Origin of the sequence: Variovorax beijingensis (assembly GCF_007828835.1) — a bacterium.
Classification (GTDB): domain Bacteria; phylum Pseudomonadota; class Gammaproteobacteria; order Burkholderiales; family Burkholderiaceae_C; genus Variovorax; species Variovorax beijingensis_A.
Map to the genome: position 1 here is coordinate 16,363 of NZ_VIVL01000006.1, position 24,745 is coordinate 41,107.

The 24,745-nt window shown below is 68.6% G+C and carries 23 protein-coding genes and 2 riboswitches; of the genes, 17 read left to right on the forward strand and 6 right to left on the reverse strand.

What is annotated here, in order from left to right:
• The first annotated feature begins 8 nt into the window (after positions 1 to 8).
• The 17 genes from FB547_RS18150 to FB547_RS18230 all read left to right on the forward strand — a co-directional run bounded on the left by FB547_RS18150 (position 9) and on the right by FB547_RS18230 (position 17,413).
• Positions 9 to 1,013 (forward strand): TRAP transporter substrate-binding protein, encoded by a 1,005-nt coding sequence (locus FB547_RS18150; RefSeq protein WP_145744615.1) that lies wholly within the window; start codon positions 9 to 11, stop codon positions 1,011 to 1,013.
• A 15-nt stretch (positions 1,014 to 1,028) separates the two neighbouring features.
• Entirely contained in the window at positions 1,029 to 1,862 is an 834-nt protein-coding gene (locus FB547_RS18155; RefSeq protein ID WP_145744617.1) for a shikimate dehydrogenase family protein, read from the forward strand.
• Between the two features lie 100 nt (positions 1,863 to 1,962).
• Positions 1,963 to 3,171, forward strand: a complete 1,209-nt coding sequence (pcaB, locus tag FB547_RS18160; RefSeq protein ID WP_145744619.1) for a 3-carboxy-cis,cis-muconate cycloisomerase — start codon at positions 1,963 to 1,965, stop codon at positions 3,169 to 3,171.
• Positions 3,171 to 3,602, forward strand: a complete 432-nt coding sequence (locus FB547_RS18165; RefSeq protein WP_145744620.1) for a carboxymuconolactone decarboxylase family protein — start codon at positions 3,171 to 3,173, stop codon at positions 3,600 to 3,602. The genes pcaB and FB547_RS18165 overlap by 1 nt, the downstream gene beginning before the upstream one ends.
• Entirely contained in the window at positions 3,599 to 4,819 is a 1,221-nt protein-coding gene (locus tag FB547_RS18170; RefSeq protein WP_145744622.1) for an MFS transporter, read from the forward strand. The genes FB547_RS18165 and FB547_RS18170 overlap by 4 nt, the downstream gene beginning before the upstream one ends.
• Complete coding sequence (locus FB547_RS18175) at positions 4,816 to 5,580, forward strand: alpha/beta fold hydrolase (RefSeq protein WP_145744624.1); 765 nt, start codon at positions 4,816 to 4,818, stop codon at positions 5,578 to 5,580. The genes FB547_RS18170 and FB547_RS18175 overlap by 4 nt, the downstream gene beginning before the upstream one ends.
• A gap of 141 nt (positions 5,581 to 5,721) precedes the next feature.
• Complete coding sequence (locus FB547_RS18180; protein ID WP_145744626.1) at positions 5,722 to 7,620, forward strand: bifunctional sugar phosphate isomerase/epimerase/4-hydroxyphenylpyruvate dioxygenase family protein; 1,899 nt, start codon at positions 5,722 to 5,724, stop codon at positions 7,618 to 7,620.
• Between the two features lie 30 nt (positions 7,621 to 7,650).
• Positions 7,651 to 9,063: an MFS transporter gene (locus tag FB547_RS18185; RefSeq protein WP_145744628.1), complete on the forward strand. Its 1,413-nt coding sequence runs from the start codon at positions 7,651 to 7,653 to the stop codon at positions 9,061 to 9,063.
• 38 nt (positions 9,064 to 9,101) lie between these two features.
• Positions 9,102 to 9,785, forward strand: coding sequence for a DsbA family oxidoreductase (locus FB547_RS18190; RefSeq protein WP_145744630.1), 684 nt, complete (start codon positions 9,102 to 9,104; stop codon positions 9,783 to 9,785).
• Positions 9,786 to 9,907: 122 nt separating this feature from the next.
• On the forward strand, positions 9,908 to 10,378 hold the full coding sequence (locus FB547_RS18195; RefSeq protein WP_145744632.1) for a hypothetical protein: 471 nt from the start codon (positions 9,908 to 9,910) through the stop codon (positions 10,376 to 10,378).
• Between the two features lie 50 nt (positions 10,379 to 10,428).
• Positions 10,429 to 11,979: a DUF1800 domain-containing protein gene (locus FB547_RS18200; protein ID WP_145745200.1), complete on the forward strand. Its 1,551-nt coding sequence runs from the start codon at positions 10,429 to 10,431 to the stop codon at positions 11,977 to 11,979.
• A gap of 150 nt (positions 11,980 to 12,129) precedes the next feature.
• On the forward strand, positions 12,130 to 13,341 hold the full coding sequence (locus FB547_RS18205; RefSeq protein WP_145744634.1) for a DUF1501 domain-containing protein: 1,212 nt from the start codon (positions 12,130 to 12,132) through the stop codon (positions 13,339 to 13,341).
• Positions 13,342 to 13,395: 54 nt separating this feature from the next.
• Entirely contained in the window at positions 13,396 to 14,142 is a 747-nt protein-coding gene (locus FB547_RS18210) for a tRNA-uridine aminocarboxypropyltransferase (protein WP_145744636.1), read from the forward strand.
• A 142-nt stretch (positions 14,143 to 14,284) separates the two neighbouring features.
• Complete coding sequence (locus tag FB547_RS18215) at positions 14,285 to 15,343, forward strand: NAD(P)H-dependent flavin oxidoreductase (RefSeq protein ID WP_145744638.1); 1,059 nt, start codon at positions 14,285 to 14,287, stop codon at positions 15,341 to 15,343.
• A 4-nt stretch (positions 15,344 to 15,347) separates the two neighbouring features.
• Complete coding sequence (locus tag FB547_RS18220; protein ID WP_145744640.1) at positions 15,348 to 16,013, forward strand: alpha/beta hydrolase; 666 nt, start codon at positions 15,348 to 15,350, stop codon at positions 16,011 to 16,013.
• A gap of 126 nt (positions 16,014 to 16,139) precedes the next feature.
• Positions 16,140 to 17,075, forward strand: coding sequence for a DUF3014 domain-containing protein (locus FB547_RS18225; RefSeq protein WP_145744642.1), 936 nt, complete (start codon positions 16,140 to 16,142; stop codon positions 17,073 to 17,075).
• A gap of 89 nt (positions 17,076 to 17,164) precedes the next feature.
• Positions 17,165 to 17,413 carry a hypothetical protein gene (locus FB547_RS18230; protein WP_145744644.1) on the forward strand — a complete coding sequence of 83 codons (249 nt, stop codon included), beginning with the start codon at positions 17,165 to 17,167 and terminating at the stop codon, positions 17,411 to 17,413.
• Between the two features lie 10 nt (positions 17,414 to 17,423).
• Here the strand turns inward: FB547_RS18230 and gcvP are convergent, their stop codons facing one another.
• The 6 genes from gcvP to FB547_RS18260 all read right to left on the reverse strand — a co-directional run bounded on the left by gcvP (position 17,424) and on the right by FB547_RS18260 (position 24,741).
• Positions 17,424 to 20,330: an aminomethyl-transferring glycine dehydrogenase gene (gene gcvP / locus FB547_RS18235; protein WP_145744646.1), complete on the reverse strand. Its 2,907-nt coding sequence runs from the start codon at positions 20,328 to 20,330 to the stop codon at positions 17,424 to 17,426.
• Positions 20,331 to 20,380: 50 nt separating this feature from the next.
• Positions 20,381 to 20,752, reverse strand: a complete 372-nt coding sequence (gene gcvH, locus FB547_RS18240; protein ID WP_145744648.1) for a glycine cleavage system protein GcvH — start codon at positions 20,750 to 20,752, stop codon at positions 20,381 to 20,383.
• A 47-nt stretch (positions 20,753 to 20,799) separates the two neighbouring features.
• On the reverse strand, positions 20,800 to 21,978 hold the full coding sequence (gene gcvT, locus FB547_RS18245) for a glycine cleavage system aminomethyltransferase GcvT (protein ID WP_145744650.1): 1,179 nt from the start codon (positions 21,976 to 21,978) through the stop codon (positions 20,800 to 20,802).
• 45 nt (positions 21,979 to 22,023) lie between these two features.
• Positions 22,024 to 22,139, reverse strand: a riboswitch (glycine riboswitch).
• A 12-nt stretch (positions 22,140 to 22,151) separates the two neighbouring features.
• Positions 22,152 to 22,242: riboswitch (glycine riboswitch) on the reverse strand.
• 31 nt (positions 22,243 to 22,273) lie between these two features.
• A complete protein-coding gene (locus FB547_RS18250; protein ID WP_186454199.1) occupies positions 22,274 to 22,822 on the reverse strand; it encodes a hypothetical protein in 549 nt (182 codons plus the stop codon).
• 150 nt (positions 22,823 to 22,972) lie between these two features.
• Positions 22,973 to 24,250 (reverse strand): TRAP transporter large permease, encoded by a 1,278-nt coding sequence (locus tag FB547_RS18255; RefSeq protein ID WP_145744653.1) that lies wholly within the window; start codon positions 24,248 to 24,250, stop codon positions 22,973 to 22,975.
• The gene (locus FB547_RS18260) at positions 24,247 to 24,741 is read right to left on the reverse strand and encodes a TRAP transporter small permease (protein ID WP_145744654.1); all 495 of its coding nucleotides are present in this window, start codon (positions 24,739 to 24,741) and stop codon (positions 24,247 to 24,249) included. The genes FB547_RS18255 and FB547_RS18260 overlap by 4 nt, the downstream gene beginning before the upstream one ends.
• Between the last annotated feature and the right edge of the window lie 4 nt (positions 24,742 to 24,745).

A 24,745-nucleotide genomic window follows, 5' to 3' on the forward strand; every position in this document is an offset into this window, starting at 1 on the left:
ACTTTCACATGAACAGCTTTTTCAAGCGCACGCTGGTCGCCGTCGTCACGCTCGCGGCCATGGGCGGCGCCGCGGCCCAGGTGAAGGAACGCACGCTCAAGTTCGCGTTCCAGAACCAGACCGGCCATCCGCAGGCGCAGGGTGCGCAGAAGTTCGCAGACCTCGTCGCCGAGAAGTCGGGCAAGAAGATCACCGTCAAGCTGTTCCCGGGCGGCACGCTCGGCGGCGACCTGCAGACGGTTTCCGCGCTGCAGGGCGGCACCGTGGAGATGACGGTGCTCAATGCCGGCATCCTGACGGCGCAGGTCAAGGAGTTTGCGGCCTACGACTTCCCGTTCCTGTTCAACAACGCGCAGGAAGCCGATGCCGTGACCGATGGCCCCTTCGGCCAGAAGCTGCTCGCCAAGCTCGACGAGAAGAACCTGCACGGCCTGGGCTACTGGGACCTTGGCTTTCGCAACCTGACCAACAGCAAGCGCCCGATCGCCAAGGCCGACGACATCGCGGGCCTGAAGATCCGCGTGATCCAGTCGCCGATCTACATCGACCTGTTCAACACGCTGGGCGCCAATGCCACGCCGATGCCCTTCCCGGAGCTGTACTCGGCGCTGGACCAGAAGGCGGTGGACGGCCAGGAGAATCCCAACACCGTGATCGCGTCGTCGAAGTTCGCCGAAGTGCAAAAGCACATCACGCAGACGCGCCACATCTACAACCCGCAGGCGCTGATCATCAGCAAGAAGGCCTGGGACGGCATGAGCGCCGAGGAGAAGAAGATCATCGGCGAGGCCGCCGCCGAAGCCACCAAGTTCCAGCGCCAGGCGTCCCGCGACGCGGCCGACACCGCGCTCGACACGCTCAAGAAGGCCGGCATGACCGTGACCGAACTCCCGCCCGCCGAGATGGCCAAGCTGCGCGACAAGGTCAAGCCGGTGATCGACAAGTACACGGCCACCGTAGGCGAGGCGACCGTCAAGGAACTGATGGCGGAGATCGCCAAGGTTCGCAAGTAAGGACGGCTGACCGACATGATTTCCGGCAAGACCACACTCGTCGCGCACCTGGGCTTTCCCACCGAAAGCTTCAAGGCGCCGATGATCTACAACCCCTGGTTCGAGAAGCAGGGCATCGACGCCGTCGTGGTGCCGATGGGCGTGAAGCCCGAGGACTATCCGGCTGCCTTCGCCGCGCTCTTCCGGCTCACCAACATCCGGGGCGCGCTGGTGACCATGCCGCACAAGATCACGACCATGGGCCTGGTCGACGAGGTCACGCCAACGGCAAAGATCGCGGGCGCCTGCAACGCCGTGCTCAAGCGCGCCGACGGCACGCTGGTGGGCGACCAGTTCGACGGCGCAGGCTTCGTGCGCGGCGTGCTGCGCAAGGGCTGCGCGCTCGAGGGCGCACGCGTGCTGGTCTCCGGCAGCGGCGGCGTGGGCTCGGCAATCGCAGCCTCGCTGGCAGCGGCCGGCGTGGCGCAGATCGCGCTCTTCGATGCCCACGCACCGTCGGCCGAGGCGCTCGCCGGGCGCCTGCGCACGCACTATCCGGCGCTGGCCGTGTCCACCGGCTCGAACGATCCGGCCGGCTTCGACCTCATCGTCAATGCCACGCCGCTGGGCATGAAGGAAGGCGATCCGCTGCCTTTCGATGTGGACCGCATCGCGGCCTCGACCTTCGTCGGCGAAGTGGTCATGAAGTCGGAATACACGCCGCTGCTGCGTGCCGCCCGGGACAAGGGCTGCGCCGTGCAGGTGGGCACCGACATGCTGTTCGAGATGATTCCCGCGTACCTCGAGTTCTTCGGCTTCGGCACGGCCACGGCCGATGCGCTGCGTGCCGAGGCGAAGATCAGCTACTGAGCAGTGTGCAACGCCGGCCCTGCGCCGTGCGGCGCGAGGGAAGACGCGGTGTAATGCTGTTGCGATCACTCGATTTTTTTGACGCAAGAAGACATTCACCATGAGTATTTTCGAAGGCTTCCTTTCCACGTCCGAGACGCTTTCCGCCTTCAGCGACCACAATTTCGTCGGCGCGATGCTTCGCTTCGAGGCCGCACTGACCCGCGCGCAGGCCGCGCTCGGGCTGGTGCCGGAGGCGGCCGCGCATTCGATCGTCGGCAGCTGCAAGGTCGAACTGTTCGACGTGGCCAAGATCGTGCGCGACAGCGGCCGCGCCGGCAGCGTCGCGATTCCGCTGGTCAAGGCCTTGAAGGAGGCCGTGGGCCTGTTCAATCCGGGCGCCGTGCCCTTCGTGCATTTCGGCAGCACCAGCCAGGACGTGATCGACACCGCGATGGCGCTGGTCACGCGCGAAGGCATTGCGCTGATCGAAGCCGATGTCGACCGCGCCATCGAGGCGCTGCTGCAGCACGCGACGCAGCATGCGGCCACGCCGATCCTGGCACGCACGCTGATGCAGCCCGCGTCGGTCACGAGCTTCGGCCTCAAGTGCGCCGGCTGGGCCGCGCCGCTGGTGCGCAGCCGCGCCCGCCTGCGCGAGGCCGCACGCCACGCGCTGAGCGTGCAGCTCGGCGGTGCCGTCGGCACGCTCTCGCAGATGAAGGGGCAGGGCCCGGCCGTCGTGCAGCGCGTGGCCGATGAGCTCGGCCTCGGCAATGCCGGCGCCACTTGGCACACGCAGCGCGACGAATGGGTCGCGCTCGGCTGCGAGCTGGGGCTGCTCACGGGCAGCCTCGGCAAGATCGCGCGCGACATCGCGCTCATGGGCCAGTACGAGGTCGGTGAGGTGGCCGAGCCCACCGAGCCGGGCCGCGGCGGCTCTTCGGCCATGCCGCACAAGCGCAACCCGGTGGCGGCGATGGTCGCGCTGGCCGCCGCCCAGCGCGCGCCCCAGCGCGTGGCCGCGCTGCTGGCGGCCATGCCACAGGAACACGAGCGCGCGCTCGGCGGCTGGCAGGCCGAGCTGGCCGAATGGCCGCAGCTGCTGATGTCGGCGCACGGCAGCGCGCGTGCGCTGGCCAGTGCGCTGCCGGGCCTGCAGATCGACGCGGCGCGCATGCGTGCCAACATCGACACCCTGCGCTCGGAGCTGCCGCGCGAGGCCGCGGACGAATGGTTCGACCCCGCGCTGGCCGGGCCCGCAGGCGAAACCGCGCTGCGGCAAGTCGCGGCACTGCGCGCCCAACTGATTGCGAAAGACACCCCCTGATGACCGACGAAGCAAGCACGACCACACCTCCCAACGACTACGAAGCCGGCCTCGTCAACCGCCGCCGCGTGCTCGGCGACGCCTGGGTCGACAAGTCGCTCGCCAACCGCAACGCGTTCAACGCCGAGTTCCAGGAGCTCATCACGCGCCATGCCTGGAACGACATCTGGGGCCGGCCCGCGCTGGGCGACAAGACGCGCCGCTACATGGTGCTGTCGATGATGCTGGGCATCCACGCCTATGAAGAATTCGCGATGCACGTGCGCGCGGCGCTCGACGGCCCGCCCGAGTCGCGCCTCACGCCCGAGGACATCAAGGAAGTCATCATGATGGCGGCCATCTACTGCGGCGTTCCGGTGGCGAACCACGCCTTCGGCATCGCGACCGGCATCCTGCGCGAGAAGGGCTTGCTGGCCGCGGCCGCCCAGTGACCGGGCCGAGCATCCGCAAGGCCCGGTTCGAACTCGGCTTTGGCCTGCTGCTGCCGCTGCTGCTGGCGGCACAGCCCGTGGCCACTGACAGCTACCTGCCCGCGCTGCCCGCTATTGCCAGGGAGCTGGGCTCGGCCAGCACCAGCCTGACGCTGTTCGTGCTGGCCTTCGGCTTTGCGCAGTTGCTGTGCGGCCCGCTGGCCGACCGCTTCGGCCGCCGGCCGGTGCTGCTGGCGGGGCTTGGCTGCTACGCGGCCGCGGCGCTGGGCGGCGCCTTCGCCGGCAGCGTCGCGGTGCTCGCGGGCTGGCGCACGCTGCAGGGCTTTTCGATGGCGGCCATCCTGGTGTGCGCGCGCGCCGCGGTGCGCGACCTCTACCCCGCGCACGAGGGCCCGCACGTGATGGCGCGCGGGCTCACGGGCCTGGGCGTGGTGGGGCTGCTGGCGCCGCTCGTGGGCGCGTGGCTGGTGCAGGGCGCCGGCTGGCGCTGGGTGATGGCGTCGATGGCGCTCTACGCGCTGGTGCTGCTGGCCCTGTGCTGGCGTTCGTTCGCGGAGACGCGGCGGCCGCTGGCGGGCGAGCCCTCGGCGCCGAGTGGCAGCACCCGCGCCGTGTTCGCGAGCCACAGCTTCCGGGCCTGGGCCTCGGTGGCCGCAACCACCTACGGCGGCCTTTTCTGCTTCCTGCTGCTGTCGCCGATGGTCTACATCGGCTACCTGGGCTGGTCGCCCGCGATGTACGGCTGGATCCCGGCCGGCGGCTCGCTGGTCTACATCTTCAGCACCACCCTGTGCCGGCGGCTGCTGCGCAGGTACGGCCCGGTGGGCACCGTGCAGCTGGGCGCCACGCTGAGCATGGCCGGCGCAGCGGTCCAGGCGCTGGGCTGCTGGCTCGCGCCGCACAGCGCACTGCCGCTGCTCGCGGGCCACGCGGTGTATTGCCTGGGCCACGGCATCCACCAGCCCTGCGGCCAGGCCGGCGCCGTGGGCGACCTGCCGCACCTCGCGGGGCGGGCCGTGTCGTGGTCCGGTTTCGGCATGATGATGGTGGCGTTCGGCGTCGGGCAGATGGCCGCGCAGTTCGTCGACACCGATTTTTCGAACGGCGCCTGGCCGATGGTCGTTCCGATGCTGCTCGCAGGCTGCGGGTTGCTGGCCATCGCGTTCCTCTGGCTGCCGCGTCTTCAACATCCGATCAAGGAAAAGGAATCACCATGACCCGTTTGAACGTCGTCCGAGAAGGCAGCGGTCCTTTCGTCGTGCTGAGCCATGCGCTGGGCTGCGACCTGCACATGTGGGACGGCGTGGCCGAGCAGCTTGCGCGCGCCCACACCGTGATCCGCTACGACCACCGCAACCATGGCGGCTCGCAGGTGGTGCCGGGCGCGCTGCGCGTGGAGACGCTGGCGCAGGACGCGGCCGAGCTCATCCAGCGCGAGGCGGGCGGGGAGCCGGTGCACTTCGTCGGCCTGTCCATGGGCGGCATGACCGCGCAGGCGCTGGCGGTGCGCCATCCCGAGCTGCTGCGCAGCGTGGTGATCGCGAATTCGTCGGCCCACTACCCTGACCAGTCGCCGTGGCGTGCGCGCGCCGAGACGGTGGCCGCCAAGGGCGTGGCCGCCATTGCACCAGGCGCGGTGGCGCGCTGGCTCACGCACGGCTACGTCACCACGCAGGAGGGCAAGGCCGCGGCCGAGGCGCTGCACGACGTGCTGGTGCGCACCGACGCGCAGGGCTACATCGAAAGCTGCAACGCGGTGGCGGCGATCGATTTCCGCGACAGCAATCGCCGCATCGCCGTGCCCACGCTGGTGATCGCGGGGCTGCAGGACGAGGCCACGCCGCAGGTGATGTCCGAAGCCATCGCGGCCGCCATTCCCGGCGCGCGTCTGGCCACCATCGACGCGGCGCATCTGAGCGCGGTGGAGCGGCCGGTCGAGTTCACGCAGCTGCTGATCGATTACTGGCGCAGCCTTTGAGAAACGCGGCCTCCACGCCATGGGTCGGGCCTAGGTCTAACCCCTAATCCGTGCGAACAATGCACGCATGCGTTCGATGATCGAACGCTGGGTGCATGTGGAGCGTTGTGGGCGGCGGTGGGTGTTCCTACAGTCACCCCCATGCATCGCTCCATTGCCACCGTCTCCCTCAGCGGCACGCTTCGCCAGAAGCTCGAAGCCGTTTCGGCCGCGGGCTTCGACGGCATCGAGCTGTTCGAGGCCGACTTCGTCAACTTCAAGGGCAGCGCCGCCGAACTGCGCCGCATCGCCTCGGACCTCGGCCTCTCGATCGACCTGTACCAGCCCTTCCGCGATTTCGAGGGCATGCCCGAGGCCCAGTTCCGCCGCAGCCTGGAGCGCGCCGAGCGCAAGTTCGACCTGATGGAGGCCATGGGAGCGCCGCTGATGCTGTGCTGCTCCAACACCTCGCCGCTCTCGGTGAACGACCCCGCGCTGGCCGCCGCGCAGCTGCACGAACTCGCGGAGCGTGCCGCGCGCCGCAATCTGCGCGTGGGCTTCGAGGCGCTGGCCTGGGGCCGCCACACCTCGTTGTACGGCCAGGCCTGGAACATCGTGAAGCAGGCCGACCACCCGCAGCTCGGCCTGATTCTCGACAGCTTCCACACGCTGTCGCTGAAGGACGATGCCACGGGCATCGCCGCCATTCCGGGCGACAAGATCTTCTTCCTGCAGATGGCCGATGCGCCGCTGCTGTCGATGGACGTGCTGCAATGGGCGCGCCACCACCGCTCGTTCCCGGGGCAGGGCGATTTCGACGTGATCGGCTTCTTCGAGCAGGTGCTGCGCGCGGGCTACACCGGCCCGCTGTCTCTCGAGATCTTCAACGACCTGTTCCGCGAAACGCCCAACCGCCGCACCGCGGTGGACGCGATGCGCTCGCTGCTGTACCTCGAAAGCGAGGCGCGGCAACGGTTGGCTCCGGCGGCCGATGCGCAGGCGCCCGCGCAGCCGGTCGCGGTCGAGCTGTTCAGCCCGCCGCCCGTGCCGGCGCTCTCGGGCCTGTCGTTCATCGAGTTCGCGGCCGATGAGGCCTCGGCCGGCACGCTCGGCGCGTTCCTGGAGCAGATCGGCTTCCGCCGCGTCGGCCGGCACCGCTCGAAGGCCGTGGTGCTGTACCGCCAGGGCGAAATCAACCTGATCGTCAACGCGCAGCCGGATTCGTTCGCACGCAGCCGCTTCGAGGCGCACGGCACCTCGGTGTGCGCGCTGGGGGTGCGCTGCGCCGATCCGCAGGCCGCCGTCGAGCGCGCCACGGCCATGTGCTCGCAGCGCCACGACAGCCCGGTCGGACCGAACGAATTGCGCGTGCCGGCCATCGTGGCGCCGGGCGGCAACCTGATCCATTTCGTGCCCGAGGCCCTGGGAACCAATGGGCTGTACGAGGCCGACTTCATCCTCGAGGAAGACGCGGCGGCCGATGCCGGCGGCGCCGGCCTCGCGCAGGTCGACCACGTGGCGCTGGGCCTGGCGCTCGACCAGCTCGACACCTGGGTGCTGTTCACGCGTGCCGTGCTGGGACTGGAGCCCGGCGAAAGCCTGGAGCTGGCCGACCCTTTCGGCCTGATCCGCTGCCGCGGCGTGGCCAATGCCGACCGCAGCGTGCGGCTGGTGCTCAACGTGTCGCTGAGCCAGCGCACCCGCACCGCGCGCACGCTGAGCCTGACCGGCGGCGGCGCGGTGCACCACATCGCGCTGCGCTGCGACGACATCTTCGAGAGCGTGGAGCGGCTGCGCGCGAGCGGCACGCGCTTCGTGCCGATTTCGGACAACTACTACGACGACCTGGCCACGCGCGTCGACCTCGACCCGGCGTTGCTCGCACGCCTGCGCGCGGCGGGCGTGCTGTTCGACCGTTCGCCCGCGGGCGACTACCTGCACATCTACACCGAGAACATCGAAGGCGGGCTCTTCTTCGAACTGGCACAGCGCACCGCGGGCTACGACGCCTACGGCGCGCTCAACGCACCGGCGCGCATGGCATCGCAGGCGCAGCAATAAAGATTCTTTTCGTCAACCCGGAGACAAACCATGGCAACCATCACGGCCCACGAGCCGAAAGGCAAGCACCAGTCGAAGAAAGCCACCGCGAGCGGCTGGATCGGCTCGGCGCTGGAGTACTACGACTTCTTCATCTACGCCACCGCGGCGGCGCTGATCTTTCCGCAGATCTTCTTTCCCAAGGGCGACCCGCAGATCGCGATCATCGCGTCGCTCGCCACCTACGGCGTGGGCTACGTCGCACGGCCGATCGGCGCGCTGCTGCTGGGCCACTGGGGCGACACGCACGGCCGCAAGACGGTGCTGATCCTGTGCATGTTCCTGATGGGCTTTTCCACCGTGGCCGTCGGCCTGCTGCCCACCTATGACCAGGTCGGCCTGTGGGCGCCCGCGCTGCTGGTGGTGCTGCGCCTGATCCAGGGCTTTGCGGTGGCCGGCGAGATTTCGGGCGCGAGCTCGATGATCCTGGAGCACGCGCCGTTCGGACGCCGCGGCTTCTTCGCGAGCTTCACGCTGCAGGGCGTGCAGGCCGGCCAGATCATGGCGGCCGCCGTGTTCCTGCCGCTCGCGCACTACATGGACAAGGATGCCTTCAACGCCTGGGGCTGGCGCATTCCGTTCCTGCTGAGCTTCATCGTCATCGTGGCCGGCTACATCATCCGCAAGGAAGTGGACGAGACCCCTGCCTTTGCCGAAGTCGAGAAGAGCGCCAAGGTGCCGAAGGCGCCGGTGATCCAGGCCGTGACCGAGAGCTGGGGCGACATGCTGCGCGTGCTGCTGTGCTCGCTGATGAACGTGATCCCGGTGGTCGCGACCATCTTCGGCGCCGCCTACGCGGTGCAGCCGGGCTACGGCATCAACTTCGAGAAGGACATCTACCTCTGGATTCCGGTGATGGGCAACATCCTGGCCGTGATCGTGATCCCGTTCGTCGGCAACCTGTCGGACAAGGTCGGCCGCCGCCTGCCGATTGCCGTCGGCGCCATCGGTTCGGGCCTGCTGTCGTTCGGCTACCTGTACGCCATCAGCATCCACAACGTGCCGCTGGCCATCGTGATGTCGCTCCTGATGTGGGGCGTGGTCTACCAGGGCTACAACGCCGTGTTCCCGAGCTTCTATCCGGAGATGTTCCCCACACGCACCCGCGTTTCCGGCATGGCGATCTCGCAGAACATCGGCACCGCGATCACCGCGCTGCTGCCGGCGCTGTTCGTGGCGGTCGCGCCTCCCGGCGCCGCCAACATCCCGCTGACCGTCGGCGCCATCACGCTGGCGATCTGCGCCATTGCCGCGATCTCGGCCCTGAGCGCACGCGAAACCTACCGCGTGCACATGAACGACCTGGGCAAGCCCGATGCGGTGCCGGTCGACAAGCTCGAGTACGACCGGCTGCGCGAAGAAACGCTCGCCTCCGCACGCATGGCCGCCAAGGCCGTGGCCTGAAGACCTTGCGCGCACCAAGGGCGTCGGCGCCATGAAGAATGGCGCCCATGACCTCCCATCTCAAGATCGATTTCGTCTCCGATGTCTCCTGCCCCTGGTGCGCCGTCGGCCTGGGCTCGCTCGAAGCGGCGCTGCGGCGCGTCGCGCCCGGCATCACGGCGGAGCTGCATTTCCAGCCCTTCGAGCTGAACCCGCAGATGCCGCCCGAAGGCCAGGACACCTTCGAGCACCTGAGCCAGAAATACGGCTCCACGCGTGAACAGCAGGCGCAGTCGCGCGAGATGATCCGCCAGCGCGGGGCCGAGGTGGGCTTCGAGTTCAGCCCCGAGGGCCGGCCGCGCATCTACAACACCTTCGACGCCCACCGCCTGCTGCACTGGGCCGAGCTCGAAAGCCCGGCCAGGCAGGCAGCGCTCAAGAAGCTGCTGCTGAAGGCCTACTTCACCGACCGCCAGAACCCCTCCGACCACGAGGTGCTGGTGCGCCTGGCCGCCGAGGCCGGGCTCGATGGGGCACGGGCCCGTGAGATTCTGGCCAGCGACGAGTTTGCGCGCGAAACCCGAGAGCGCGAACGCATGTACACCGATGCCGGCATCCATTCGGTGCCCGCGATCATCATCAACGACCACCACCTGATCTCGGGCGGCCAGCCGGTCGAGGTGTTCGAGCGCGCCTTGCGCCAGATTGCCGGCGCTGCACCTGCCAGCGTGGCGGTTGCCTGACTTAGCCGGAGCTTAGGCACTGCCTCGCGCGGCGCGGCGAAGGTAAAGTGCGTCAACGCGGAGCGGGGCACGGTGGTTGAGGAAGCGTCCTCGAATCGCCGTTACCCGCAGGAGCTCCGAAGATGAAAAAGAAAAGCCTCATCGCCGCACTCGTTCTCATGGCCGCGGCCTCGCTGCCCGCGTTGGCCGACGAATACGGCAGGCACCCGTTCTACCTGCACGCCCTGTCGGACCTGCGCACGGCCGCCTGGAAGGTGGAGCACCGCCGCCCCGAAGACGGGCAGGTCTCGCGCGACGAGCAGGTGGTGCTCGACGAGATCCATGCCGCCATCGGCGACCTGCAGCACGCGGCGTGGCTCGATGGCAAGCCCGTCGAATGGCGCGAGCCCACCGACGCCTGGCTGCCGCGCGAGGGCCGCCTGCATGCAGCGGTCGACCTGCTGCGCAAGGTGCGCTCCGACGTGGCGCGCGAAGAAGACGACCCGCGTTCGCGGCTGTTCCAGCAGCGCGGCCTGGCGCACGTCGACCTGGCACTCGGCACCGCGCAGCACGCCATCGGCGACGTGCGCCGCCACGACCTGCGCAGGGAGTGAACGCGGTGCCGGCCGCCGCTTCGCCGTGGTTCTCCATTCGTCGCGCGCGGATGTCGCTGGGTGCATGCGCACTGGCACTGCTCGCGGCCTGCGCGGGCGCGCCGGGCGACCATCGGCCGCTGGTCTCGGTCTCCTTGCCTTTCGCTTCGGTCGACGAAGCTGCGCGGCTGCGCTGGCTCGACCGCGTGGGCTGGGGCGCCAATGCGAGCAGCGAAGCGCAGCTGGCGCGGCGCGGCCTGCCGCTGTGGATGCGCGACCAGCTCAATCCGCGGCCCGCCGCGCTGCCGCCGGCCGCGCAGGCGCAGGTCGATGCCATGGCCATTTCGCGCACGCCGCTCGACCAGCTCGTGACCGAACTCGACGCACAGCGCAAGGCTGCCGACGCCTTGCCCGACGAAGACCAGAAGAAGGCCGCGCGCCAGGCCTACCAGCAGCAGCTCAATGCGCTGGCGCGCGAGGCGCAACAGCGCTTCTTGCTGCGCGCACTCTATTCGCCCAACCAGCTGCAGGAGCACATGACGTGGTTCTGGATGAACCACTTCAACGTCAACCTGCGCAAGGACAACATCCGCGCGATGGTGGGCGACTACGAAGAGAACGCGATCCGCCCGCATGCGCTCGGCCGGTTCCGCGACCTGCTCGGCGCCACGCTGCACCACCCCGCGATGCTGCGCTACCTGGACAACGCGCAGAACGCCGCCAACCGCATCAACGAGAACTATGCGCGCGAACTGATGGAACTGCACACCTTGGGCGTGGGCGGCGGCTATTCGCAGGCCGACGTGCAGGAACTCGCGCGCGTACTCACCGGCGTGGGCGTGAGCTACCAGCCGCTCGATGCGCCGCCTCCCAACGTGCGGCCGGCGCTGCGCGCCGATTACCTGCGCCGGGGCCTGTTCGAGTTCAACCCCAACCGGCACGACTACGGCCCGAAGACGCTGCTGGGCCAGCCTATCCAGGGCCGCGGACTGGCCGAGGCCGACGAGGCGCTCGACCGCCTGGCGCGCGCGCCGGCTACCGCGCGCTTCATCTCGCGCAAGCTCGCCGTGTACTTCGTCTCCGACGATCCGCCGCAGGCGCTGGTCGAGCGCATGGCTGCGGCCTTCACGCGCAGCGACGGCGACATCGCCGTCACGCTCAAGGCGATGTTCGAGTCGCCCGAGTTCGCCGCCTCGCTCGGACGCAAGTTCCGCGACCCGGTCCACTACGTGATCGCCGGCGTGCGGCTCGCATACGACGACCGCGTGGTGACGAACCTGAATCCGATGCTCGGCTGGATCAACCGCATGGGCGAACAGCTGTACGGCCACGAGACGCCCGACGGCTATCCGCTCAACGAAGCAGCCTGGGCCAGCGCGGGGCAGATGAACACGCGCTTCGAGATCGCGCGCGCCATTGGTGCGAACGGCGCCGTGCTGTTCCGCACGGACGACAAGGCGCCGCTTGAGAAACCCGCATTCCCGCCACTGGCCGATTCGCGCGCGGTGCGCGCCATGCAGGCGGGCCTGGGCGCGGACACGCGCGAGGCGCTGGCGCAGGCGAGGACCCCGCAGGAGTGGAACACCTTCCTGCTGGCGTCGCCCGAGCTGATGCGGCGCTGATCGCGGTTTTTCTCCCTCCCCTCCGGGGGAGGGCAGGGGTGGGGGCCAGCGGCGTTCGATGACGCACAAGGCGAGACAAGCGCCGCCGGGCCCCCATCTCAACCTTCCCCCGGAAGGGGAAGGGGCAAGGCAGAAGAAAGGACATATCTTATGCAACGTCGAGAACTCTTGAAGCTCCTGGCCGGCGCGCCACTCGCGGGCGCCGTCGGCCGGCTGGTGGCCGCGCCCGCGGCCGAAGGCACCAAGCTGCTGGTGGTGTTCCTGCGCGGCGCGTACGACTGCGCCAACCTGCTCGTGCCCACCGGCAGCGACTTCTACTACGCATCGCGCCCCAACATCGCCATCGCCCGGCCCGGCTCGCCCAACGGCGCGCTGCCGCTGGACGCCGACTGGGGCCTGCACCCTGCGCTGGCGCAGAGCGTGATGCCGATGTTCCAGCAGAAGCAGGCCTCCTTCATCGCCTTCGCCGGCACCGACGACCTCACGCGCAGCCACTTCGAGACGCAGGACTCCATCGAACTGGGCCAGGCGCTCGACAAGCGCCGCGACTACCGCTCGGGCTTTCTCAACCGGCTGGCCGGCGTGCTCGGCGCGGGGCCCGTCACCGACGTCTCGCCCATCGCCTTCACCGACCAGTTGCCGATCTCGATGCGCGGCAGCGCCAAGGCAGCCAACATGGCGCTGGCCGGCAGTGCGCGCTCGGGCATCGACGCGCGGCAGAGCCAGGTCATCGCGGCCATGTACCGAAACACCACGCTGGCCCAGCCGGTGGCAGAGGGCTTCCAGGTGCGCGACGAGGTCATGCGCGCGGTGCAGGCCGAGATGGACGCCGCCAGCCGCAACGCCATGAGCGCCAAGGGCTTCGAGCTGGTCGCGCGCCGCATGGCGCTGCTGATGCGGGACCGCTTCGACCTCGGCTTCGTCGACGTCGGCGGCTGGGACACGCACGTGGGGCAGGGCGGCGCCACCGGCTACCTCGCCAACCGGTTCGAGGAACTGGGCCGTGGCGTGGCCGGCTTCGCGCAGGAAATGGGTGAAGACGCCTGGCGCCAGACCGTGGTGGTGATCATCAGCGAATTCGGCCGTACCTTCCGCGAGAACGGCAACCGCGGCACCGATCACGGGCACGGCACCGTGTACTGGGTGCTCGGCGGCGGCCTCTCGGCGCAGGCCGGCGGGCGCATCGTGGGCGAGCAGCAGGAAGTGGCGCAGGCCACGCTGTTCCAGAACCGCGACTACCCGGTGCTCAACGAATACCGCGCGGTGTTCGGCGGGCTGTTCAAGCGGATGTACGGCCTTTCGCCGGCCCAGCTCGCGCGGGTGTTCGAGGGGGTGGCGCCGAAGGATCTGCAGCTGGTTTAGCTGCCCGGCGCATTCCTGCGGACCGGGCGTCCAGGAGCCGCCGAGAATCGGTGCATGCCTCATGCCGTCTCCTTCCTTCGCGCCGCACGCCTGGCGCGAAGCGCCAAACCCTTTCTCGCCCGCGGCGGCTTCAAGCGCGAGCGCTGCGCGGGCTGCCGCCTGGTGCCCAGCCATTGCATGTGCGCCGTGCGCCCTTCGGTGGCAACGCACGCGGGGGTGTGCCTGCTCATGGCCGACATCGAGCCGCTCAAGCCCACCAACACGGGGTGGCTGGTCGCCGACGTGGTGGCCGATACCTTCGCCTTCGGCTGGGCCCGCACCGAGACCGATCCCGCGCTGCTGGCGCTGCTGAACGATCCGCAATGGCAGCCCTACGTGGTGTTCCCGGGGCAATACGCGGCACCCGAGCGCGTGGTCCTGGCCGTTCCGGCGCCTGGAACGGACGGCAGCGGCATTTCGAAACGGCCGCTCTTCATCCTGTTCGACGCGACATGGGCCGAGGCACGCAAGATGTTCCGCAGAAGCCCTTACCTCGACCGGCTGCCGGTGCTGAGCCTGCAGCCGGAGCGGATCACGCAGTACAAGCTGCGCAATTCCGGCCGCGACGACCACTTCTGCACCAGCGAGGTGGCCGCGATGTGCATGAGCCTGGCGGGCGAAAGCGTCGCCGAACAGACGCTGGATGCCTACCTCGCGGTGTTCACGCACCACTATCTGCATGCGAAGAACCAGCAGCCCGTTGCCTGGGACGGTGCAGCGCATCGGCGGCTGCGCGAAGTGTCCATTCGACCGCCGGCGTAATGTCGCCGAACTTGCCAGCGATCATCGTCATGCCTCGGCTTGCGGCACTTCCCGCATCGCCTGCCTGCTCGGCGCCAGGGCTTTGGGCTTCGCCGCAAAATAGGCGCCGGCGCGCACGGCGCATCCAGAAGGAACATCCGACATGACTACGCCCTTACAGCAACTCCTCGGCACCGATCTGCCGCTGATCCAGGCCCCGATGGCCGGCGTCCAAGGCAGCGCCATGGCCATTGCGGTCAGCAACGCGGGCGGGCTCGGCTCGCTGCCCTGCGCCATGCTGGCCCCCGATGCCATGCGCAGCGAACTCGCCGCGATCCGGGCCGGCACCGGCAAGCCCTGCAACGTCAACTTCTTCTGCCACACGCCGCCGGAGCCGAGCGCCGAGCGCGAGGCGGCATGGCGCAGTGCGCTGGCGCCGTACTACGCCGAATTCGGCATCGATGCCGCGAGCATCCCCACCGGTCCCGGGCGCAATCCGTTCAGCGCCGACGTGGCCAAGGTGCTGGCCGAGTTCCGCCCGGCGGTGGTGAGCTTTCATTTCGGGCTGCCTTCGGAGGCGCTGATGGCGCAGGTGCACGGCTGGGGCGCGAAGGTGCTGGCTTCGGCCACCACGGTCGAGGAGGCGCGGTGGCTCGAAGCGCGTGGTGTGGATGCGGTCATCGCGCAAGGGCTGGAGGCAGGCGGGCACCGCGGCCATTTCCTGTCGCATGACCTGACGAGGCAGCTCGGCACCTTTGCGCTGCTGCCGCAGCTGGTGCATGCCGTGAAGGTGCCGGTGATCGCGGCCGGCGGCATTGCCGATGCAGCGGGCGTGGCCGCGGCCATGGCGCTGGGCGCGGCGGGCGTGCAGGTCGGCACCGCCTATCTGCTGGCGCCGGAGGCGACCACCAGCGCCGTGCACCGTGCGGCGCTGAAGAGCCAGGCCGCGCGCCACACGGCGCTCACCAATCTCTTCACGGGCCGCCCCGCGCGCGGCATCGTGAACCGCGTGATGCGCGAGCTGGGCCCGATCGGTGCCGCGGCGCCCGAGTTTCCGCTGGCCACGTCGGGCATTGCGCCGCTGCGCGCCAAGGCCGAGGCGCAGGGCAGCGGCGATTTTTCTCCGCTGTGGTCGGGGCAGAACGCCACCGGCTGCCGCGAGCTGCCGGCCGCCGAGATCACGCGCGCATTGGCGCAAGGTTTTCAATCTCTTACGGCCTGACGCCATGACGCAACTCCACCTGCCTTTCAAGTTCCTCGAGCAGGCCGCAGGGCCGAACGTGCGCGAGCCCTGGCTGCTGGTGCTGATGCACGGCGTCGGCAGCAACGAGCAGGACCTGTTCGGCCTCGCGCGGCTCATGCCGCCGCAGTTCCACGTGCTGAGCCTGCGCGCGCCGTATGTGCTGTCGCCCGATGCCTATGCGTGGTTCGAGTTCGAGGTGCTGGCCGATGGCGAGCGGCGCATCAACGAGGAGCAGGAGCGCGAAAGCCGCTTCCTGGTGAGCGAGATGGTGGCCTCGGCGTCGCAGCAGCTCGGCGTACCGCCCGAGCGCGTGGTGGTCGGCGGTTTCAGCCAGGGCGGCATCATGGCGCTGTCGCTGCTGCTGACCCAGCCCGCCAAGGTGCGCGCGGCGATGGTGTGGCACGGCCGGCTGCTGTCGCAAGTGGCGGCGCACGTCGCGCCGCCCGAGGCTTTCGAAGGCAAGGCGCTGTGGGTGAGCCACGGCAGCGGCGACAACGTGATTCCGCCAAGCGCCGCGCAGGCCACGCGCGAACTCGCGCGCGGCCTGCCGCTGGCGCTGTCGGGCGCCGATTTTCCGGGCGGCCACGAGATCCGTCCGGCCGAGCTGCAAGGCACGCTGGCGTGGCTGCAGGCGCTCGGCGCGTCCTAGCGGTCGAACTTTCGGGCGATCGGCGCGTCACAGGGCGTTACGGGACCAAGCCGCGGCCGGGCGCCAATCTGGTGCACCATAGCCGCTCGTCTCCCATTGCAATCCTCCAAAAAGGAAACCGCAGACATGTCCGACCGAGACATCCCCGAAATTCACGACGCGCGCGATCCGCGCGATGCGCCTGCGTACAGGCCGCGGCGCGAGACATCGACCGGAACCATCATCGTGATCGTGCTGCTGGCGATCGCGGCCGGATTCCTGGGCTGGCGCTGGTACCAGCAGCAACAGCCGCTGCCGGTCGAACCGCCGGTGGCCACCGCCCCGAACGACGGGCTTGCGCCTGCGCCGCCCCCGTCCCTGCCCGAATCCCCGGAGCCGCAGAACCCCATCGACGCGATCGCGCTGCCCGAATCGGGGCTGCCCAAGGTCGCCGATTCCGATGCGCGTGTGATGAAGGCGCTCGTCGACCTGATGGGCAGCAAGAACGTGGCGGACTTCCTGCAGTTCGAAGGCATCGTGCGCCGCTTCGTGGCCACGGTCGACAACCTCGCGCGCGAGCAGTCGCCCGCGAGCACGTGGCCGGTGCAGCCGACGAAGCAGCGCTTCACCACCCAGGGCAAGGGCGAGAAAGAGACCATTTCGCCCAACAATGCCGCGCGCTACAGCCCTATCGTGATGCTGGCCGAGTCGATCGATCCGGCCAAGGCGGCCAAGGTGTATGCGCGGCTCTATCCGCTGTTCCAGCAGGCCTACGAGGAGCTCGGCTATCCGGGGCGCTACTTCAACGACCGGCTCGTTGCCGTGATCGACCATCTGCTGCAGGCGCCCGAGCCCGCCGGCCCGGTGCCGGTGCGCCTGGTCGAGGTGAAGGGCAACGTACCGTCGCAGCGGCCCTGGGTGCGCTACGAGTACGCCGATCCGCAGCTCGAGTCGCTCTCGTCGGGCCAGAAGATCATGGTGCGCGTGGGACTGGAGAACGAACGCAAGCTCAAGGCCAGCCTGCGCGGCTTCCGCGACCAGATCGCCACGGGCGAGCTGGCGAAGAAGAAGCAGCAGCGCTGAGCGAGTGCGCCGTGTAGGCGCGGGCCGATTGCATGCGGCGCCGATGCCGGGGATGATTCGCCGGATCCCCAGATTTCGAGGACACCCGTATGAACCTGATGAGCGTCGACCTCTACCAGAGTGCCACCGATCCCGAGAAATTCCTGGCGCTTCCCGCGGGCACCGACCCTGCCGAGCTCATGGGTCCGATGACCTTCGACCGCGACTTCGCGCATGTCAGGTGCTACAAGGAAGGCTTCGAATTCGATCCGTCCCAAAGCTACGCGGGCGTCAACGCCGCGAAGATTGCGGCGGACGTCCTCACCGTGAAATGGGCGATGTACCGCCGCGAAGCCTGAGCGGCCTTTTTCAGGCCTCTTCGGTTTCCTTGTAGTTGCCCACCGGCACGCAGCTGCAGAACAGGTTGCGGTCGCCGTAGACGTTGTCGACGCGGCCGATCGGCGGCCAGTACTTGGCCAGCTTCAGTTCGGCCAGCGGAAACGCGCCCAGTTCGCGCGAATACGGGTGCGCCCATTCCGTGCCGAGCAGGCTGGCCGCCGTGTGCGGCGCGTGCTTGAGCGGGTTGTCGTCCTTCGGCCAGACGCCTTCCTCGACGCGGCGGATCTCGCCGCGGATCGCGATCATCGCGTCGATGAAGCGGTCGAGTTCGGCCAGCGGCTCGCTCTCGGTGGGTTCCACCATCAGCGTGCCCGGCACCGGAAAGCTCAGCGTGGGCGCGTGGAAGCCGTAGTCGATCAGCCGCTTGGCCACGTCCTCGGCGGTGACGCCGCTGCTGTCCTTGAGCGGGCGCAGGTCGAGGATGCACTCGTGCGCGACGTGGCCGTTGGGGCTCGCGTACAGCGTGGGGTAGTGGTCCTTGAGGCGCGCGCTGATGTAGTTGGCGCTCAGGATCGCGGTCTCGGTCGCCGCCTGCAGGCCCTTGGCGCCCATCATGCGGCAGTACATCCAGCTGATCGGCAGCACGGCCGCGTTGCCCAGCGGTGCCGCCGACACGGCGCCCACGCCGTTGGAAGCGACACCCGCGGTCGCATGCCCTGGCAGGTAGGGCACGAGGTCTTCCACCACGCACACCGGTCCCACGCCCGGGCCGCCGCCGCCGTGCGGAATGCAGAAGGTCTTGTGCAGGTTCAGGTGGCTCACGTCGCCGCCGAACCCGCCCGGCGCGGCCACGCCGACCAGCGCATTCATGTTGGCGCCATCGACGTACACGCGGCCGCCGTGTTCGTGCACGAGCTCGCAGAGTTCCTTCACGCGCGTTTCGAACACGCCGTGCGTGCTCGGGTAGGTGATCATCACGGCCGCGAGCTTGTCGCTGTGCTTCTCGCAGGCGCGCTTCAGGTCGGCCATGTCGACGTTGCCCTGCGCGTCGCAGGCCGTCACCACCACCTGCAGGCCCACCATCTGTGCGCTCGCGGGGTTGGTGCCGTGCGCCGACGACGGAATGAGGCAGATGTTGCGGTGCCCCTGGCCGTTGGCCTCATGGAAGGAGCGGATGGCCAGCAGGCCCGCGTACTCGCCCTGCGAGCCCGCGTTGGGCTGCAGGCTGATGCCCGCGTAGCCCGTGGCTTCGCAGAGCCAGGCGCGCAGCTGGGCGTCGAGCTGGGCGTAGCCCACCAGCTGCTCGGCCGGCGCAAAGGGATGGATGTTCGCGAATTCGGGCCAGGTGATCGGGATCATCTCGCTGGTCGCATTGAGCTTCATCGTGCAGCTGCCCAGCGGGATCATGCTGCGGTCGAGGGCCAGGTCCTTGTCCGACAGGCTGCGGATGTAGCGCAGCATCGCGGTTTCGCTCTTGTGGGTGTTGAACACCGGGTGCGTGAGGAAGGCGCTGGTGCGGCGCAGGTCCTCGGGCAGGCGCGGCGCTGTGTTGGCCAGGTCGTCGAAGCGCGGCATCGGCGTGCCGGCCGGCACGAACAGCGCCCAGAGCGTCTCGATGTCGGCGCGCGTGGTGGTCTCGTCGAGCGAAATGCCCAGGTGCTGCTGCAGGCGCTGGCGCAGGTTGACGCCCGCAGCCTGGGCGCGCTCGATGATCCTGGGCGTGTCGTCGCCGGTGCGGATGGTCAGCGAATCGAAGGCGGTGGCATTGACCGGCTCGCGGCCCATTTGCGCGAGGCCCTGCGCGAGGATGGCCGTGAGCGCGGCCACGCGCTGCGCAATGCGCGTGAGGCCGTCGGGCCCGTGGTACACGGCGTACATGCTGGCCACCACGGCCGGCAGCACCTGGGCGGTACAGATGTTGGAGGTGGCCTTCTCGCGGCGGATGTGCTGCTCGCGCGTCTGCAGCGCGAGGCGGTAGGCGGGCTGGCCGTGCGTGTCGACACTCACGCCGACCAGGCGGCCCGGCAGCGAGCGCTTGAACTCGTCGCGGCAGGCCAGGTAGGCCGCGTGCGGGCCGCCGTTGCACATCGGCATGCCGAAGCGCTGCGTGGTGCCGCAGACGATGTCGGCGTCCCACTCACCGGGGGGCGCGAGCAGGGTGAGCGCGAGCAGGTCGGCGGCCACGCAGAAGGCGGCGTCGCACTGGTGCGCATGGCCCGCAAGCGGGCGCAGGTCGTGCACATGGCCGGTGGTGGCGGGGTACTGCGCGAGCACGCCGAAGAATTCGCCGCTCACCATCAGGTGCGGCAGCGTCTCGGAGACGGTGCTGACCTTGACCTCGATGCCCAGCGGCGCGGCGCGCGTCTTGATGACCTCGATGGTCTGCGGGTGGCAGTCGCCCGACACGAGGAACACGTTGCTCTTGCTCTTGACGCTGCGCTTGGCGAGCGTCATGGCCTCGGCCGCGGCCGTGGCTTCGTCGAGCATCGAGGCATTGGCGATGGCCATGCCCGTGAGGTCGCACACCATGGTCTGGAAGTTGAGCAGCGCTTCCATGCGGCCCTGCGAAATCTCGGCCTGGTAGGGCGTGTAGGCCGTGTACCAGGCGGGATTCTCGAGCACGTTGCGCAGGATGACGCCCGGCGTGTGCGTGCCGTAGTAGCCCTGGCCGATGAAGCTCTTGAAGACCTTGTTCTTCGCCGCGATCGCCTTCAATTCGGCCAGCGCGTCGGCCTCCGCGATGGGCGCCGGCAGCCGCATCGGCTTCGCCCGGCGGATGGCCGCAGGCACGATGCCGTCGATGAGCTCCGCGCGCGTTTCCGAGCCGATCACCGGCAGCATGCGCGCCTCGTCGGCCGCATCAATGCCGATGTGGCGGGCGAGAAACTCTTCGGCGTTCTCCAGTTGTTGCAAAGAGGGAAGGGCGGGAATCGGCATGGCGGTGAAGGCTCGGGGATGAGGAAAAAGCGGCTTGCGAACTCGGCGGATCAGGACTCGGCAGCGAACTTGTCGTAGCTGGCGGCGTCGAGCAGCGCGTCGAGCTGCGCCGGCTCGCTGAGCTTGACCTTGAAGAACCAGCCCGCGGCCAGCGGGGCGGTGTTGGCGAGCGAGGGATCGGCGCGCAGGGCTTCGTTCACTTCGGTGATCTCGCCCGACACGGGCATGAACACATCGGCCGCGGCCTTGACCGATTCGACGACACCGGCCACCTCGCCCTGTGCAAAGGTCTTGCCGACTTCAGGCAGGTCGACAAAGACCACGTCGCCGAGCGCGTCCTGCGCATGCACGGTGATGCCGACGGTGGCTGCGTTGCCTTCGGCCGAGACCCATTCGTGGTCCTTGGTGTACTTGATGCTCATGGTGGAAAACTCCTCGTGGAAAAAATGATGATGGGGGCGCGCAGCGCCTAGCCGCGGTAGTAGCGCGTGGGCACGAAAGGCAGGGTCGAGACTTCCATCGGCACCGGCTTGCCGCGCACGATGGCCTGAACGCGCGTGCCGGGCTCGGAAAACGCGGTGGCCACGTAGCCCATGGCAATCGGGCGGTCGGCCGTCGGGCCGAGCAGGCCGCTCGTGACAAAGCCGATGTCGTGGCCTTCGAAGGATTGCAGCACGGTGCCGTCGCGCACCGGAATGCGTTCCAGCGCCACGAGGCCGACGCGCTTGCGCTTCAGCGTGTCATGGTCGGTGTGGCCCGCGGCGCCGGCCGTGGCGGCGGCGAGCTGGGCCAGGACTTTGGCCGCGCCGGGGAAGCCGCCTTCGCGCGCGCCGCCCGTGCGGCGCACCTTCTGGATCGCCCAGTTCAGCGAGGCCTCGACCGGCGTGGTGGCGGTGTCGATGTCGTTGCCGTAGAGGCACAGCCCCGCTTCCAGCCGCAGCGAATTGCGTGCGCCCAGGCCGATGGGCTTGACCTCGGGCTGCGCCAGCAGCAGGCGGGCCAGCGCCTCTGCATTCTGGCCGGCCACCGAGATCTCGAAGCCGTCCTCGCCGGTGTAGCCGCTGCGCGTGGCGAAGGCCGGAATGCCGCCGATCTGCACCGCGCCGCCCGTCATGAACACGAAGCGCTCGATGCCGGGCGACAGCCGCGCCAGCACCGTGGCTGCCTGCGGCCCCTGCAGCGCGAGCAGCGCGTGGTCGGGCATGGGCTGCACCTCGCAGCGTGCGCCGATCTGCTGCTGGATGTGGGCGATGTCCGCCACCTTGCAGGCGCCGTTGACGATCACGAAGATCGAGCCGTGGCCCTCGTTGAAGAACATCAGGTCGTCGAGGATGCCGCCCTCGTCGTTCAGCAGCAGGCCGTAGCGCTGCTTGCCGGCGGCAAGGTCGATCACGTCGACCGGCATCAGGGTTTCGAAGGCGGCCGCCGCGTCCGGGCCCACCAGGCGCAGCTGGCCCATGTGCGAGATGTCGAACAGGCCGGCCGCATCGCGCGTGTGCCTGTGCTCGGCCATGAGGCCGGCGGGGTACTGCACCGGCATCGAATAGCCGGCAAACGGCACCATGCGGGCGCCGAGCTCCACGTGCAGGCCGTACAGCGGGGTCTTCAGGAGTTGTTCGGCGGAAGAGGCGTCGGAGGATGCGGCCACGGGGCACTCCAAAGGGGCAGACGAATTCCATGGCGCGAGCCATGGGCCACCCCTGCTGTCCGCTTTACCTGAGAGATTCGCCCCACGATCGGGGTTTGCTCCTTCGGTGGGCTGGTGCATCGCATTGATGCAAGCAACAGCCTCTCTCCAGCAAGGAAACGCCGGCATGCGCCAGCGCTGTGTCAGTCCTTTTGCCTGAGCGTTCGGGAAACCCCTGCGCCTTCGGCGGCCCCGGCTGGCGGGGCTCTCTCCTGACCATGGGAGTGTAGTGGATCGCGGCCGTCCGGTCTGCGGCTCAGTGCACGGTCTCGGCCGGCGGCAGCAGCCGGTCGATGCGCTCGCGCAGCGATTCGGCCCGCTCGGCGCCCGCGGCTTTCTCGACCTCGGTGAGCATCAGCGCGGCAATGGTCAGCATCGCGCCGCGGTCGCGCGCCTCGCGCAGGGCGTCGCGCATCTGCAGCGCGAACCTGGGGTCGCGGCGCACGAACATGCGCTCGCAGATGTCGAACAGGAACATGCGCGTCGTGGCCAGGGATCGCTTGCCGTCGAAGTTGTCGGCCGAGGTGGCGAGCCGTATCGGGTCGGCCGCGGGCACCGGGGCGGGCGGCGGGGCCACGGCCTGCGCTGCCGCGGCAGCCACCGCCTGCGCGTCCTGCAGGTAGCCCTGGCGCATCAGCGCCTGGATCGCCTGCTCGGCTTCGGTCCGGCTTGCGAACAGCGGGCTGAAATCGGTCAGCGAACGCCGGCCGTCGGCCATCAGCAGCAAGGCGCGTTCGCGCTGGCTCAGCGTGCGCTGGCGGCCCTGGAGTTCGTCGCGTGCCTTGTCGGTCTTGGTGGGAAACATGGCGCCACAGCTTTCGGGAATCGAGGGCTGCAGCATCGTTGCAAGCGGTGACATCTTCGTGAAACGTTTGCCTTACAGCGGCGCCGCCGCACAAAAAAAAGCAGCCTGCGAACAGGCTGCCGTTTCCTCCTTGTTTTTGGCGCCGTTCCGCTACTTGGCGTACACCAGGTCGCGCAGCGCCAGCGATATCCATGGCACGTAAGTGATCACCATCAGGCAGGCCAGGATCACGAGCACGAAGGGCACCAGGTACTTCACGATCCGGTCGAGCGAGATGCGCGCCACCGTGCAGGCGGCGAACAGGTTCACGCCGAAAGGCGGGGTGATCATGCCGAGCGCGAGGTTCACCACCATGACGAGCCCGAAGTGCACCGGGTCGATGCCGAAGTGCACCGCCACCGGCGCGAGGATCGGCGCGAGCACGATGATGGCCGCGCTGGTCTCGATGAACATGCCGATGACGAACAGTGCCGCGTTCACGCCCAGCAGGAACATCGCGGGCGACTTCAGCACTTCCTGCAGCCAGTGGCCGATGGCGTCGGGCACGCCTGCGCGCGTGATCAGGAACGCGAACAGGCCCGCATTGGCGATGATGAACATGATCACCGCCGACGACAGCACCGACTTGCGCAGGATCACGTACAGGTCCGCGGGCTTGATCTCGCGGTAGATCACGACGCCCACCACCAGCGCATAGAACACCGCCACGGCCGAGGCTTCGGTGGGCGTGAAGATGCCGCCGTAGATGCCGCCCAGGATGATGACGGGCATCAGCAGCGCCCAGCCGGCCTGCCACAGCGCGCGGCCGAAGGGCATGCGGCCGTCGCCATCGTTCTTGCCCCAGCCCTTCCACTTGCAGTAGATCCAGACGAACAGCATCAGCGCCAGGCTGATCAGGATGCCGGGGCCGAAGCCCGCGATGAACAGTTCGCCGATCGAGACCTCGGCGCTCACGCCGTAGAGGATCATCGGGATCGAGGGCGGGATAATCACGCCCAGTTCGGCACTCGTGGCCTGCAGCGCCGCCGCGTAGGCGGTGGGATAGCCGTGCTTGATGAGCGCCGGAATCAGGATCGCGCCAATGGCGAAGGTGGTGGCCACCGACGAACCCGACACCGCCGCAAAGATCATGCAGGTGAGCACGCAGGTCATCGGCAGGCCGCCCTGTACGCCGCCCACGATGCTCTTGGCAAACTCGACCAGCCGCCGCGAGATGCCGCCGGTTTCCATCAGGTTGCCGGCCAGGATGAAGAACGGAATCGCCGCCAGCGGAAACTTGTTGATCGAATTGAACATCTCCTTGACGGAGATCAGCATGTTGGCATTGGCCACCTGGATGCCCAGGATCGACGCGAGCCCGATGGAAACCGCCACCGAAACCGACAGTGCAAAACACAGCACCATCGTTGCAACCATGACTGGTGTCATTGCGCGGTCTCCAGTTCGAGCCGCTTGGGATCGAGAAAATTACCAACGATGCCGAACAGGCAGAAGACGGAGCCGACCGGCAGCGCCAGGTATGCCCAGACCATCGACAGGCTTTCGAGCCCGGCCATCGACTGCACGCGGCCGCGCATCGCGTAGTCCCAGCCCCACCAGAGAATGACCAGCATCAGGATGAGGGCGGCAATGCTCACCACCGCGTCGAGCACGCGCTTGATGCGCGGCGGGCTCCAGCGGTAGAGCACGTCCACGCTGACCATGGCACCCTGGCGAAACGCCATCGGTATGCCCAAAAACACCATCCAGATCAGGCTCACGCGGATCAGGATCTCGCTCCACTCGGCGGGCTGCTCGAGCACGAAGCGGGTCACGATCTGGAACACGCCCAGGGCCGATGCAATGACCAGCATCAGGCAGGCGGCAAGCATCGAGGCGCCGGTGGTCCAGCGTTCGATGCCGAGGAATTTTTCTTTCATCTGC

Excerpts from the sequence above, each read along its gene's own strand:
- FB547_RS18150 (WP_145744615.1), top strand. The coding sequence starts at position 9 with ATGAACAGCTTTTTCAAGCGCACGCTGGTCGCCGTCGTCACGCTCGCG.
- FB547_RS18155 (WP_145744617.1), top strand. The coding sequence starts at position 1,029 with ATGATTTCCGGCAAGACCACACTCGTCGCGCACCTGGGCTTTCCCACC.
- pcaB (WP_145744619.1), top strand. The coding sequence starts at position 1,963 with ATGAGTATTTTCGAAGGCTTCCTTTCCACGTCCGAGACGCTTTCCGCC.
- FB547_RS18165 (WP_145744620.1), top strand. The coding sequence starts at position 3,171 with ATGACCGACGAAGCAAGCACGACCACACCTCCCAACGACTACGAAGCC.
- FB547_RS18175 (WP_145744624.1), top strand. The coding sequence starts at position 4,816 with ATGACCCGTTTGAACGTCGTCCGAGAAGGCAGCGGTCCTTTCGTCGTG.
- FB547_RS18180 (WP_145744626.1), top strand. The coding sequence starts at position 5,722 with ATGCATCGCTCCATTGCCACCGTCTCCCTCAGCGGCACGCTTCGCCAG.
- FB547_RS18185 (WP_145744628.1), top strand. The coding sequence starts at position 7,651 with ATGGCAACCATCACGGCCCACGAGCCGAAAGGCAAGCACCAGTCGAAG.
- FB547_RS18190 (WP_145744630.1), top strand. The coding sequence starts at position 9,102 with ATGGCGCCCATGACCTCCCATCTCAAGATCGATTTCGTCTCCGATGTC.
- FB547_RS18195 (WP_145744632.1), top strand. The coding sequence starts at position 9,908 with ATGAAAAAGAAAAGCCTCATCGCCGCACTCGTTCTCATGGCCGCGGCC.
- FB547_RS18200 (WP_145745200.1), top strand. The coding sequence starts at position 10,429 with ATGTCGCTGGGTGCATGCGCACTGGCACTGCTCGCGGCCTGCGCGGGC.
- FB547_RS18205 (WP_145744634.1), top strand. The coding sequence starts at position 12,130 with ATGCAACGTCGAGAACTCTTGAAGCTCCTGGCCGGCGCGCCACTCGCG.
- FB547_RS18210 (WP_145744636.1), top strand. The coding sequence starts at position 13,396 with ATGCCTCATGCCGTCTCCTTCCTTCGCGCCGCACGCCTGGCGCGAAGC.
- FB547_RS18215 (WP_145744638.1), top strand. The coding sequence starts at position 14,285 with ATGACTACGCCCTTACAGCAACTCCTCGGCACCGATCTGCCGCTGATC.
- FB547_RS18220 (WP_145744640.1), top strand. The coding sequence starts at position 15,348 with ATGACGCAACTCCACCTGCCTTTCAAGTTCCTCGAGCAGGCCGCAGGG.
- FB547_RS18225 (WP_145744642.1), top strand. The coding sequence starts at position 16,140 with ATGTCCGACCGAGACATCCCCGAAATTCACGACGCGCGCGATCCGCGC.
- FB547_RS18230 (WP_145744644.1), top strand. The coding sequence starts at position 17,165 with ATGAACCTGATGAGCGTCGACCTCTACCAGAGTGCCACCGATCCCGAG.
- gcvP (WP_145744646.1), bottom strand. The coding sequence starts at position 20,330 with ATGCCGATTCCCGCCCTTCCCTCTTTGCAACAACTGGAGAACGCCGAA.
- gcvH (WP_145744648.1), bottom strand. The coding sequence starts at position 20,752 with ATGAGCATCAAGTACACCAAGGACCACGAATGGGTCTCGGCCGAAGGC.
- FB547_RS18250 (WP_186454199.1), bottom strand. The coding sequence starts at position 22,822 with ATGTTTCCCACCAAGACCGACAAGGCACGCGACGAACTCCAGGGCCGC.
- FB547_RS18255 (WP_145744653.1), bottom strand. The coding sequence starts at position 24,250 with ATGACACCAGTCATGGTTGCAACGATGGTGCTGTGTTTTGCACTGTCG.
- FB547_RS18260 (WP_145744654.1), bottom strand. The coding sequence starts at position 24,741 with ATGAAAGAAAAATTCCTCGGCATCGAACGCTGGACCACCGGCGCCTCG.